12 protein-coding genes are annotated in these 12,311 nt (G+C 58.5%); 7 read left to right on the forward strand and 5 right to left on the reverse strand.

Annotated features, from left to right (window positions below):
• Positions 1-24 precede the first annotated feature (24 nt).
• On the reverse strand, positions 25-423 hold the full coding sequence (locus SMD27_RS24195; RefSeq protein ID WP_407651930.1) for a cupin domain-containing protein: 399 nt from the start codon (positions 421-423) through the stop codon (positions 25-27).
• A 195-nt stretch (positions 424-618) separates the two neighbouring features.
• Between SMD27_RS24195 and SMD27_RS16295 the strand changes: the two genes are divergently transcribed.
• Complete coding sequence (locus tag SMD27_RS16295) at positions 619-1,566, forward strand: LysR substrate-binding domain-containing protein (RefSeq protein ID WP_320509469.1); 948 nt, start codon at positions 619-621, stop codon at positions 1,564-1,566.
• 46 nt (positions 1,567-1,612) lie between these two features.
• Here SMD27_RS16295 and SMD27_RS16300 read toward each other — a convergent pair whose 3' ends face one another.
• Positions 1,613-1,987 carry a cupin domain-containing protein gene (locus tag SMD27_RS16300; RefSeq protein WP_320509470.1) on the reverse strand — a complete coding sequence of 125 codons (375 nt, stop codon included), beginning with the start codon at positions 1,985-1,987 and terminating at the stop codon, positions 1,613-1,615.
• 480 nt (positions 1,988-2,467) lie between these two features.
• Here SMD27_RS16300 and SMD27_RS16305 point away from each other — a divergent pair, with 480 nt between their 5' ends.
• Positions 2,468-2,902 carry a hypothetical protein gene (locus SMD27_RS16305; RefSeq protein ID WP_320509471.1) on the forward strand — a complete coding sequence of 145 codons (435 nt, stop codon included), beginning with the start codon at positions 2,468-2,470 and terminating at the stop codon, positions 2,900-2,902.
• Between the two features lie 128 nt (positions 2,903-3,030).
• Here the strand turns inward: SMD27_RS16305 and SMD27_RS24340 are convergent, their stop codons facing one another.
• Positions 3,031-4,269 (reverse strand): hypothetical protein, encoded by a 1,239-nt coding sequence (locus tag SMD27_RS24340; RefSeq protein WP_320509472.1) that lies wholly within the window; start codon positions 4,267-4,269, stop codon positions 3,031-3,033.
• Between the two features lie 177 nt (positions 4,270-4,446).
• On the opposite strand from SMD27_RS24340, the gene SMD27_RS16315 reads away from it, so the two are divergent.
• Together SMD27_RS16315 and SMD27_RS16320 are read left to right on the forward strand one after the other, a co-directional pair.
• Positions 4,447-4,680 (forward strand): hypothetical protein, encoded by a 234-nt coding sequence (locus SMD27_RS16315; protein ID WP_320509473.1) that lies wholly within the window; start codon positions 4,447-4,449, stop codon positions 4,678-4,680.
• A gap of 116 nt (positions 4,681-4,796) precedes the next feature.
• Positions 4,797-6,296 (forward strand): FAD-dependent oxidoreductase, encoded by a 1,500-nt coding sequence (locus tag SMD27_RS16320; RefSeq protein ID WP_320509474.1) that lies wholly within the window; start codon positions 4,797-4,799, stop codon positions 6,294-6,296.
• A gap of 192 nt (positions 6,297-6,488) precedes the next feature.
• On the opposite strand, the gene SMD27_RS16325 is transcribed toward SMD27_RS16320, so the two are convergent.
• On the reverse strand, positions 6,489-7,472 hold the full coding sequence (locus SMD27_RS16325; RefSeq protein ID WP_320509475.1) for a DNA topoisomerase IB: 984 nt from the start codon (positions 7,470-7,472) through the stop codon (positions 6,489-6,491).
• A 22-nt stretch (positions 7,473-7,494) separates the two neighbouring features.
• Between SMD27_RS16325 and SMD27_RS16330 the strand changes: the two genes are divergently transcribed.
• Entirely contained in the window at positions 7,495-8,040 is a 546-nt protein-coding gene (locus SMD27_RS16330; RefSeq protein WP_320509476.1) for a GFA family protein, read from the forward strand.
• 44 nt (positions 8,041-8,084) lie between these two features.
• On the opposite strand, the gene SMD27_RS16335 is transcribed toward SMD27_RS16330, so the two are convergent.
• The gene (locus SMD27_RS16335) at positions 8,085-9,164 is read right to left on the reverse strand and encodes an SDR family oxidoreductase (RefSeq protein ID WP_320509477.1); all 1,080 of its coding nucleotides are present in this window, start codon (positions 9,162-9,164) and stop codon (positions 8,085-8,087) included.
• A 261-nt stretch (positions 9,165-9,425) separates the two neighbouring features.
• Between SMD27_RS16335 and SMD27_RS16340 the strand changes: the two genes are divergently transcribed.
• Both SMD27_RS16340 and SMD27_RS16345 read left to right on the forward strand, forming a co-directional pair.
• On the forward strand, positions 9,426-11,183 hold the full coding sequence (locus SMD27_RS16340; RefSeq protein ID WP_320509478.1) for a thiamine pyrophosphate-dependent enzyme: 1,758 nt from the start codon (positions 9,426-9,428) through the stop codon (positions 11,181-11,183).
• 11 nt (positions 11,184-11,194) lie between these two features.
• Positions 11,195-12,292: an enolase C-terminal domain-like protein gene (locus SMD27_RS16345; protein WP_320509479.1), complete on the forward strand. Its 1,098-nt coding sequence runs from the start codon at positions 11,195-11,197 to the stop codon at positions 12,290-12,292.
• Positions 12,293-12,311 lie beyond the last annotated feature (19 nt).

The raw sequence follows: 12,311 nt of genomic DNA on the forward strand, positions 1-12,311 counted from the left end.
AGCGTTAGAGTATTGTTGCACAAATCATGATGCGTCTCCGCAATCCGTGTCGCGGAGCGAAATGTAGTAAGCGGCGAATTTGTCGGAATGCGACCAGAGGCCGGTAAAGCCCTTTGGAATCGCGACACATTCGCCGGCACCGAAGCTTTCGCTGCAGCCAGCTGCATCGGTAATGCGAAGGACGCCATGAACGATGAAATACAACCGTTCGTTAGGGCTATTCGCGATCTCGACAGTACCGGCGTCGCATTGACACAGGCCCGAACTTAGCCGCCCCGTCTGATCCCTGTAGTATTCGCGCCCGCACGGCATCATGCCGTCACATAATGGACGCTGGCCCGGCAGCCAGGCGACTGGCGCCAGCGTAGAGTGCCTACCGGGCCCCTCCCCGATGCGTTTGAAACTGCCTTTCCGGTCCATCATGGCGTAAGACGATCAACCAAGTGTCGCTTCCCATATTCCCCGATTTTTCTTCACTTGGAGTGAATGGAGGCCTTCACCTGTGTCTTTGGTGCGGCTATCATTTCACCTTAACTGCGTGGAAGCACTAACTTGGCGGGCGCAAACCGGGCAAGTTAGATTAAATCTCAAAGAAATTTATCTGAGCTAAAGACCGCCATGTGCCGACGTTCCCTACCCCTGAATGCCCTGCGCGCCTTTGAAGTTGCGGCGCGCCACAAGAGCCTGGCGAAGGCTGCGGAGGAATTGTCGGTCACGCCTGCCGCGATCCACCATCAGGTAAAATCACTCGAAGTCTTGCTGGGCGTGACGCTCTTCGTGCGATCCGGCAATGCCCTCACCCTGACGAAAGCCGCGACCGCTGCGCTGCCCACTTTGGAAGGTGCGTTCGATCTACTGTCACTGGCGACGGAGAAAATGCGGCAGCATGAAAGCGGCGGCACCTTATCTTTAGCCGTATGTCCCTCCTTCGCTCAAAAATGGTTGATACCCCGGCTAAACCGTTTCCGCGAGGATTTCGAAGGCATCGAGCTCCGCATCTCCACCACCACGAATATTCCCGATCTCAACAGCTCCGAGGTCGATATTGCCATCGGCTATGGCCCCGAAGACCGCTTTAGATATCAGGGGGTGCTTGCCGATCGCCTCATGGGCGACGAGATCCTTCCGGTTTGCAGTCCCGATTTTCGCAAGCGTCATCGGCTTAAGGGCGAAACCGATTTCCTGGATCTCGTCCTGCTCCACGATGACCGCGCGCTCTTCGAACAGGGGATCGACTGGAATTCATGGCTATCGGCAACCGGCATCTCATCCGACAGCCTCGTGGACAATATCCGCTTCGATTCAACCGCTTTGGCGATCGATGCCGCTCTGGCGGGACAAGGTGTGGCTCTGGCGCGTCTCAGCCTGGTCGCCGACGATCTGGCCGAAGGCCGCCTGGTCCGGCTATCGAAGAAGACTCTCACCGTCAACGGCGGCTATTTCATATCCAATCTAGAGCTCATCTCCGAGCAGCCGAAGGTGATCGCTTTCAAGGAATGGATTTTTGCCGAGATCAGCCTCGGCAAGGTCCGGGCGGCAACACCGAAAACAGCGGCAGTTGCCTGACTACCGCCGCTCTCAATAATGAATGTCGGATAAGTAAGCCGGGGCGTCAGTAGATCGCCAGGAAGATCTTGCTCGACGGTTCCAGGGTCAGCCATTCGCCGACGAAGCCTTTGGGCACGACAAAGCCGTCGCCGGGACCGAATTCGCGCCGACCGCCCTGCGGATCGACGATCGCTATGCGGCCGGTCAGGATCGAACAAACTTCCGTATAGCGCCAGGGATCGAGCACAATATGGCCCGGCTCGCCGGTCCAGAATCCAACAGTTACCCGGTCCGTTGCGACCTCAGCGCAATGGAATTCCCTTTCCACCCAGTTGGCCGATAGAACCTTGTAATCGGAAAGCGGCGGAACAAAGCCTTTCGCGGGATTGGGAACAATAGGCACAATGGAATCGATCGTCATGCTCACCGCATCAGTCATTATTCAATAACCCGGTTTTCTGGAACAGGAATAACGCGCAAAAGAACGCACTATGAAGAACGCGAAACTAGAGGTCTTCAGTCGCCGTTTTATTCTCCGCTCAAGCGGGCTGGCAACTTAGCTCTATTCACGAGGTAATTTAGAAAACTTGAATCACGTCGATTCGGAGGGACGCCAAGTGTCATGCTCTTCTCGCTCGACATACTAAGAGCTGCTGTTCCGGAATATCCAATCCTATAGCCCCTCACCTGCCCCAGCTAACCGCGAAAACTGAGCCTCGCGCAGGGAATACGCCTGTTTACTCTTTGGTGGGCCTGGACGGCTGGCCGGGAACATACGTCGTCGCTTATCAAAGCACCGTTGATTTTGGCGGAAAAATGGAGACGGCATAACGCGGAAGCCGCCGGCATGAAACCTTTGCCGCTTTCGCCGGTTCCTTTTGCAAACGGGCATCCGGCCCGGCAATCAGCGGAGGGCACCATGAAGATCCACGTCCTGCTCGCCAGTGTCTGCACTGTTTTCTTCGCCACCTGCACCATTGCCCAGGCCGGCGAATGCACCGCGAAGATCGACCAGCTCCAGAAGGTCTTCTCCAAATCGGATGCCGGCATGGGACCCACTGGCAATCCCAACCCGGCAGAGCCGGGGGCGGCGCAGACCGGCGGCCAGACGGGCACTCCGATCACCGAAGGAACCAACAATGCGCTGCAGGGCAAGGCCGCCTCGCCGAGCGATGTTCAACAGCAAAACCAGGGGCAGCAAACGGCGGCAGAGGCGGCGGGCGGCAAGTTGCCGATGAATACCAACGCCGCCCATGCCAGCCTCGACCGCGCCAAACAACTCGACAAGGCCGGAAAGGAGGCCGAGTGCCTCGATGAGGTGACGAAGGCGAAAGCGGCATTCGGCGAGCAATAACCGGCTCCATCGCCGAATTTACCGGAGGCGGCACCGAGGTGTCGCCTCCGGTATGCCCGCTCTGCAATCCCGCTATGAGAAACCTTGCCTGTTGGGGCCGGGAATACCGTCTCACGCTGATAACTTCTTCACTCTTTAATGATTACATTGCTGTCCAAAGTTGGTGGACATCGATTGTAAGAAGTGATGGAAGATCGTGCGCAACAGCAAAGTGCTATCTGCATCCGATTTCCAAATGCCGTAACCATCCGGAATATCGAGGTGGTGCATACCGAAATCCTCGGCGCTCTTTCCGCCGCCGGACGGATTGAGATCGATTGTTCCGATTTGGGCGAGGCAGATCTGAGCCTTGTCCAATTGCTGATCGCTTTGCGCAAGAGCGCGGCTCGGCGCAACACACCCCTCGCTTTGATACCTCCCAGCTCCGGCCTCCCGCGCGACATTTTGAAGCGAGCCGACCTTCTTCCGTCCGCACAGGACAGCCGGTCCAGCTCCTTTGCCGTATCCAGCAATTGCTCATCCTGAAGCTGGCAACCGGCTGCGATGAGCAGATCGCGTTCGCTGTTGCTGAGTTTCGCCAAGTTGGGGATATGCTGTCTGATCAAATCCGGTTTGTCGAAATTCTTGCAGATGCCGATCGCATATTCGACATGTTCGATGCGTTGGCGCGTCGTATCACCGATCTGCAGGGCCATAACGGCAACGCCGATCTGGCGGCCGACTTCCGCGCTCTTGCGCTGGATGCTGGCCGCCGTTGTCGCTGCCTGTTGCCGGCGCGCGGCAATCGTGTCCACACTTTGGGACAGAGCCCGTGGGACGGTAAAGGCCGCTTCGGCCTGGCGCTGCCTCAGTGATCCCTGTTCTGTGACCGCGCTGCGGACGATATCCGCAAGCTGCGCCAGCTCCTGGCTGAAATTATCGAGGTTGAGTTGCGCGACCTTCAGCGCCCCGCCGATCTCATCCGCGAAGCTGGCGAATTCCTCGCCCGCCGCGCTGATATGCGCCGCCGCGATCTTCGCATTGACGGCCAGTACATCGACGGCCTTGATCGCCTTGCGCATCTGGCTGATGCGGCCATCGATAGCCGTCGCCATGCCGGCGATGCCCTTCAGCACCTCCAAGGCATCGTCGGAGGTATTGGCTAGAGCGGAGATGCGTTCGGCGACTTTCCCCATATCCCGGGTCGCCGTGCGCAGATCCTCACTTTCCAATTCATGCTGCAAACGGGTGAAGGTCGCACCGAGCCGATCGAGAATTTCCATCGCGCCTTCGAGCCGCCCACCGATATCGACAAATGTCCCTTCGATCAGCGTGGATGCTGTTTTCGGCGGCAGCAGCGCCTCGTCTAGGACCCGGCTGGATGTCATCTGGCTTTCAGCTCTTTGAATTGGAATAGCCGTGATTCCGAATTGCACAGAAAGATGGTGTGATTTGTCACGTAATGATCGCTTATTCCGGATTGACTCGTCCGGCGGCGGGCGGCGAAACTTTGGCAAGGCCGAAACTTGGCCAAGCGCTCTTTCCGCCTTGAAGGGAGTCCGCGGATGGGAAAGGCCATCATGTTCCACGAACCCTTGGAGCGATATCTGCTCAGCAAGATCTTGGAATATGCTCCGGGCACGGTCGAGCGCGTGAAGATCGGCCGCCTCTCCGAGCCAGAGCGCGGCAGCAACTGGGACATCCTTGAAATCCACCCCAGCATCCCTGCGGCAGTTGCCCATCGCATCGAGGCCAAGGTGGTCAGGCCGCTCCGCAACGACATCGATCTCGCGGATTAGCTTCTCTACCCGTTCTGTCCCACGACCCGGTCCTACGGCGATGTCGGCGGGGAACCATCGGCGTCCGTCTCGGTTTAATTGTTCGCATGAGCAACATCTGAGGCAAGGGATCCGCGATGTCCTTTCCGGCGGTTTCCGGCATCCTCCCGGCGAAGCGGGGATGCTGTTGGAGCGATCAGGCTCTTAAAACGACATTTCCCCAGCTTGCTGAAGACATGGCATGCGATGCCGTCATCATCGGTGGCGGCATCGCTGGATTGACCGCAGCTCTCGCCCTTTGCGAAGCCGGTAAATCAGTTGCGGTGCTCGAAGCCCGCCGCGTCGGCACCCAGGTGACAGGGCGCTCGACAGCAAAGATCACGACGCAGCACGGCTTGATCTACAACCATTTAGCCGAACATGCCGGCAGCGAAATTGCTGACCTTTATGCCAAAGCAAATTTGGCCGGCATGGAATGCATACGCTACTGGGTCGAGTCTTATCTGATCTCCTGCGATTACCAGCAAAAAGGCGCTTACAGCTATACGCTCCGCCCCGAACGTCGCGGGGAATTGGAGAAAGAAGCTGAAGCCGCGCGGAAATTCGGCCTGACGGCAGAAGTGCTGGATCGCGCCCCGCTCCCTTTCGCAACAGCAGGCGCTTTGCATTTCCCGCAGCAAGCCCAATTCAATCCGACACGATATCTCGAAGGTTTGGCGGCTGCGATTACCGCACGCGGCGGTAAAGTATACGAGAACAGCAGGGCGACCGAATTCGAACCAAGCGGAAGCTGGCGCGTTTCCGCCGGCACCGGGAAGGTTACGGCTGACCACCTGATCATGGCGACCAATAGCCCTGTCAAGAGTCCCGTCGGCTATAGCAACAAGCTTCAGCCACGCATGCATATCGCCATGGCCTTTCGGCCGACCGACTTATCCGGGGTCGACGGCATGTTCCTGGGGATCGATGAGCCGACCCATTCGATCCGGATCGGCCAGGATGCGAGTGGTCCGCTGCTAATTGTTCTCGGGCCGCGCTTCGAGACCGGTCATGACCGAAATGTCGCACAACGCTTCCTCGACCTTGAGGATTGGGCGCGTGCCCATCTACCGGTCGCCGAGGCAGTGTGGCGTTGGTGCAATGAAGATTACGATACCGTCGATCGCATGCCTTATGTAGGCCAACCTGATCCTGCCAAGGCGCCAGGCTTCCATGTCGCAACCGGCTTCAACGCCTGGGGAATCACCAACGGGACAGCAGCCGGGCTGACGATCTCCGGTGAGATCTGTAAAGGCGAGCGTCCTTGGGGCAATCTCTACGATCCCACGCGACCGGTGCCGGAGGACTTTCACAAAAGCGGCGACACGCAGTCACTCGTGGAGACGCCCGATGCGATAGCTCTCGGCCAGGGCGCTGTCGTGGTACGTGACAACGAAAAATACGCCGTCTGGAAAGACGATAATGGTGACCTGAAGGTTCTCTCTGCAGCCTGCACGCATAAAGGCTGCACAGTGACATGGAACAATGCCGATCAGACCTGGGATTGCCCTTGCCACGGCTCCATCTTCGATCGGGACGGCAGCGTCATCCACGGACCGGCACGCCATCCACTGGAGAAGCGCGAGATGCCGAAATGACCCGCCGACATATCCGGCCAGAAGACGAGGAGCGGCGAAAGAAAGAGCCGAACCCCTCTCACGGCCCCCAAGTTGAAATCTATTCCGGGAAGAAACGGGTTGAAGGACAAGATCCTGGGATCGAACGCCTTAAGGGCGGCCGAAGGGCCACCGAGGAAGCGTCCAAGCCCAAGGATGACTAATCAACAACAATCAGGACGAGGATGAGCTCTCAGCGAACCGCGCCGCGCGTCGCAAAATCGCGATCACGGCCAGTTCTTCGTCAGAGATGAAGTCGGCATCGGGATTTTTTGCCGCTTTCCCTTTCGGCGTTCTCAGTTTCAGCAAGCCTGCCGAATAGAGCTGCAGGACGCCCGGATGGATGTAGCAATTGAGGCAGATGGTCGGTGTGTTTCCCAACCTCTCCGCCACGCTTTTCGCAACCTGCTTGATATTGCGTTTCGCCTTGGTCGGCGTTTCGGCCGGCGACAGTGTCGCTAGCTCCAGCGCGGCCAGAAGCGTGCCAGCCCAGGTACGGAAATCCTTTGCGGTGATGTCGCGGCCTGTGATCTCCCGAAGATAGCGATTCACATCGGTCGACCCCACATTCTGCACCCTGCCTTGCTCATCCTCATATTGGAACAGCTGCTGCCCCGGCAATTCCTGGCAGGCCTTGAGAACCTTGGCGACCCGCCGGTCCTTCAGCTTGACGCGCCAGATCTTGCCTGTCTTGCCCTTAAAATTGAAAAGGATTTCGGCACCATTGATCTGCACATGCGGGGTACGCAACGTCGTTACGCCGTAGCTGCGGTTCTTTTTCGCGTAGTCTGCATTGCCCACACGAATAAGCGTTGTCTCGAGGAGATAGACGATTGTGGCGAGCACACGTCGGCGCGACAGACCTCTGAGGGCCATGTGTTTCTTTACGCGCTGCCGGACCATCGGCAGAGCTTGTGCGAACTCCATCAGGTGTTCGTATTTCGCTTGGTCACGGATTTCCCGGAAGCTGCTGTGATAAATGTATTGTTTGCGCCCCTTCGCATCCCGGCCTGTCGCTTGGATATGCCCCGCGGCGCTTGGACAGATCCATACATCAGTCCAGGCCGGCGGAATTGCCAGCGCCCGGATGCGCGCGACGACGGACTTCTCGCGGATAATCGACCCGTTTGCGCGCGTATAGATGACCTGATTTCTCACTTCGGTTCGCCGGAAGCCAGGTGTGGCATCCGAGACATATCTCAGTTTGACGCCTTTTTTATTTGCAATGGCCAATACTGTTTTTTCAGTATCCTTGGCGACTGCCGGCATCTTTTTCGTTTCACTTGTCGAAGAGAATGAGGTTATCGCCATGCCCGTCCAAAGGTCTATCCAAGGTGGATGTCAATGTGGCCGTATCCGCTTCATCACCAGTCAAGCGCCGTTGGATGTGAATTATTGCCACTGTTCCATGTGCCGCCGGGCGACGGGCGGATTGTTCGCGACCTTGGCTTGGTTTCCACTTGAGCACCTCGCTTGGTCCAGCGAACAGCCCGCCTGGTTCCGCTCGTCGAAAATGGCTGGCCGCGCTTTCTGCCCTCACTGCGGCACACCGCTGGCCATGCTCTATGACGGCAGCAATCAAATCGGCCTGCTCCTCGGTAGCTTCGATGACCCGTTACCCTTTGCTCCGACTCATCATTATGGCATCGAAGGACGCCTGGCCTGGGTGGATATACAGGGTCATCTTCCCGCCCGGATAACCGAGGATGATCCTGCGCCACATTAACAACGCAACAAGCGGAACGCCCAGCGGTTCCGCAAGGCTCTCTCCTAGCTCGCTTCGCCACTTTCATGACGGTAAGAGGGAATTTGGCGAGGTCCCCGGCCAGATTTCCTGCCGATCAGATGCCCGGCAAAGGCGCCAATGGCCAAGCCAAGGCCCGCGAGGGCCACGCCGGCACCGATGCGAACTTGCTTGTCGGACCACAAAGCAGCCGCGTTTCCCGCTTCCTCGCCAAATGATCCCCGGCTCCTATGCAGTGCGTGAATCGGATGTTTCAGATTATCCGGCCTGTTGCCTGCAATCTCACGGCCACGCTCCTGCGCGTCATAGGCATGTCGGGCGAGAAAGCGGTCGAGAAAACCTGGCACGGTCATCTGCGCCAGGATGGTCGCGACCGTGCTTCGCCCCAGCCAGTATTCGCGATCCCGTCCTTGCGCGGCGGTGATGATCGCTCGGGCCGCAACTTCCGGCCGGATGACGGGAGGGACGGGGCTCGGAGTTCCGGCAAGGCGGCTGCGCGCCCAATCGAATTGCGGTGTATTGATGGCGGGCAATTGCACCATCGTCAGGGCAATATCGCTCTTCTCATAAATGAGCTCTGAGCGCAGCGAGTCAGTGAATCCGCGAATGGCGTGTTTAGCGCCACAATAGGCGGCCTGCAGGGGAATACCGCGATAGGCGAGTGCTGATCCGACCTGTATGATTGTGCCGCTATTGCGCGGCCGCATATGCCGCAGGGCCGCCATGGTTCCATGAACGTAGCCGAGATAGGTCACCTGCGTGACGCGGGCGAATTCCTGATGCGTCATCTCCGCCAGCGGCGAAAACACCGTCAGCATCGCATTGTTCACCCAGATGTCGAGCGGCCCCAGCGCCGTAGCGATTTTGTCGGCGGCCTCGAAGACCGCAGTCGCATCAGCAACATCAGCCGCCGCCACGACTGCCTCGCCTCCTATCGAGCGGATCTCGCCCCGCACCTCTTCTAAGGCGCGCTCATCCCGGGCGATCAAACCAAGTCTGGCTCCCGCTTTAGCGAACTCGCGCGCTGTCGCGCGGCCCACCCCGGCCGACGCACCAGTGATAACGACCACTCGCCCCGCCAGTAATTGATTTCCCGATCTCGCCATCTCTTCCTCACCTGTTTTCACCCGCGATGCCGCTGCATTTGGAAATTCAAACCTTGCTTCGCAAAGATGGTTCCGCATCAGTCAGGAGCCTGTCGGATAAAGCCTTGAAACTCTGCCCTTCCCCCAATTCCTGTGGGAACAATTCCCGGCAGTCCTGGTTTTTTTTCGACACCGATATCGATCCCTACCCGGCGCGGAATCACCCGGCGCGGCATGGCCACATGCCGTGCTTGCGCCAGTTAAAGATTATGGAGAAGAGGGATGGCCAATCAGACCGCTGCAGACGTCCTGGTAGATACGTTAATAGACTGGAATGTCGAGGTCATTTTCGGGATCCCCGGGGATGGCATTAACGGGATCATCGAAGCCCTCCGGACCCGTCAGGAAAAAGTAAGATTCATTCAGGTGCGTCACGAAGAGGCGGCTGCTTTCGCCGCCTGCGCTTATGCCAAATGGACCGGCAGGCTCGGCGTGTGCCTTGCCACATCGGGGCCGGGCGGCATTCACCTGCTCAATGGCCTTTATGATGCCAAGCTGGATCACCAGCCCGTACTCGCGATCACCGGCCTGCAATTCCACGACCTTCTTCACACTTTCACGCAACAGGATGTCGAGCTGGATAAGCTTTATATCGATGTTGCAGTCTATAACACGCGGGTGATGGGACCGAACCATGTCGAGAACGCCGTCGAGCTTGCCTGCCGCACCGCGCTTGCCTATCGGGGTGTTGCCCATGTGACTATCCCTGTAGATGTTCAGTCGCAGCCCGTGGAAGCGAAAAGGCGTTCCGAACGAAACATCCCCCATCATGTTTCTGATGTCATGGCTGTTTCGGCGCAGTTGCCGAGCAACGCGCAGCTGGCACGCGCTGCCGCATTGCTCAATGCCGGGAAGCGGACGGCCATTCTGGCAGGCCAAGGTGCTATCGGCGCCGCCGACCAACTGGCGGCGCTTGCCGAACGTCTCGGCGCACCAGTCATAAAGGCATTGCTCGGCAAAGCATCTCTCGGCGATGACAGCCCCTATTCGACCGGCGGCATTGGCCTCCTTGGCACCAAGCCGTCCCAAGAGGCATTGGAAACCTGCGATACCTTGCTTATCGTCGGCAGCTGCTTCCCCTATATTGAATATTATCCAAAGCCGGGACAGGCCCGCGCCGTGCAGACCGATCTCGATCCTCAGCGCATCGGCCTGCGTTACCCGGTGGAAGCTGGCTTGGTCGGCGATAGCGCCAAGGTCCTCGATCTATTGCTGCCGCATCTCACCTATCGGGACGATCGCTCTTTCCTGGAAGCCGCACAGGCCGGCGTCAAGGAATGGCGTGAGCTGCTCGAAGAGCGCGGGACTCGCGATGACAAGCCGATGAAGCCGCAGGTGGTGGCGCACGAACTGAACAAGCTTTTGCGCGACGACACCATCATTGCCACCGATTCCGGCACGATTACCACTTGGGCGGCGCGGCATCTGGATATTCGCGGCGACATGAAATTCTCCTGCTCGGGCAATCTGGCCACGATGGCTTGTAGTCTGCCTTACGCCATCGCCGCAGCGATCGCCTTTCCTGAGCGTCAGGTCGTCTGCTTCATCGGCGACGGTGGCCTCACCATGCTGCTCGGCGAGTTGGCGACCTGTGTCAAATACCGCCTTAATATCAAGATTGTCGTCATTAAGAACAACTCGCTGGGCCAGATCAAATGGGAGCAGATGGTCTTCCTCGGCAATCCCGAATATGTTTGCGATCTGCAACCGATTGACTTTGTCACGGTGGCCAGGGGATTCGGCATTGAAGGCTATATGATCGACGATCCCAAAAAATGCAGGGAGACTTTGCAAAAAGCTTTAGCGGCCACCGGGCCGGCTCTTATTGAAGCTGTCGTCGATCCTCACGAACCGCCGATGCCGCCTAAGGTGACCATTCGGCAGGCCGCTCATCTGGCTGAATCGCTGGCGCGCGGCACACCTGCACGCCGTAAGATCGCGCTCACGATCGCATCGGATACGGTACGAGAAATCGTCTAAGGGGTCCTAACGTGAAGCGGCCCGAAGCCCCGATCGAACGCCTGGCGGCACGCGCGTTCCGCGTTCCGACCGATGCGCCCGAGGCCGATGGAACCTTTGCATGGCAGGACACGGTCTTCGTGCTCGCCGAAGTCGAGGCCGGCGGGAAAAGCGGATTGGGATACAGCTACACCGCCCCAGCCGCCTGCGGCATTATTGCGGACCCGCTTGCGCCAGTGGTGCTGGGAACCGACGTTTTCGATATCCCGCTTCTCTCGGTGTCGATGTTCCGCGCGGTCCGCAACCTTGGCCGCGCTGGCTTGTGCTCCAGTGCAATTTCAGCGGTCGACGTGGCGTTTTGGGATCTAAAAGCAAAACTGCTTGACCTGCCACTCGCGGACCTCCTCGGCATTGAGCGCCGGGAACTGCCAATTTACGGAAGTGGCGGCTTCACCAGCTATGATGATGCCCGGCTGGCCGAACAGCTCTCTGGTTGGGTCGAGCGCGACGGCTGTGCCGCGGTCAAGATGAAAATCGGCAGTGAGCCCGCCCGGGACCTTGACCGAGTGCGTGTCGCCCGGCAGGCCGCCGGCCGGGCGGAGCTCTATGTCGATGCCAATGGCGCGTTTACTCCCCAGCAAGCTCTTTCCTTCGCCCAGCGTTTCACGGAATTCGACGTAAGTTGGTTCGAAGAACCGATATCCAGCGATGACTTCCGCGCCCTCCATGCCCTCCGGGACCGCTTTCCATCGCAAATGGCGCTGGCAGCCGGTGAATATGGCTATGACCCGTTTTACTTTCGCCGGATGCTGGAAGCAGGCGCCGTCGATGTTCTGCAGGCTGATATAACGCGCTGTGGCGGGGTTACCGCCTTCCTCAAAGTTGCCGCGCTTGCTGATTCTTTCATGACACCGCTTTCGGCGCATACCGCTCCGGCGCTCCATCTCCACGTTGGTTGTGCCGTGCCTCGCTTCAAGAATGTCGAATGGTTCCACGATCACGTCCGGATCGAGCATCTGTTCTTTGACGGTGCGCCTGTTCCCAAGCATGGCAGGATCACGCCAGATTTTTCGCGCTGCGGTCTCGGTCTCTCTTTCAAGGAGGTGGACGCCCGCCGCTTTTCCATCTGACGCTCGCCGAAGAGGTGTC

The organism is Dongia soli (assembly GCF_034044715.1).
GTDB classification, from domain to species: Bacteria; Pseudomonadota; Alphaproteobacteria; order Dongiales; family Dongiaceae; genus Dongia_B; species Dongia_B soli.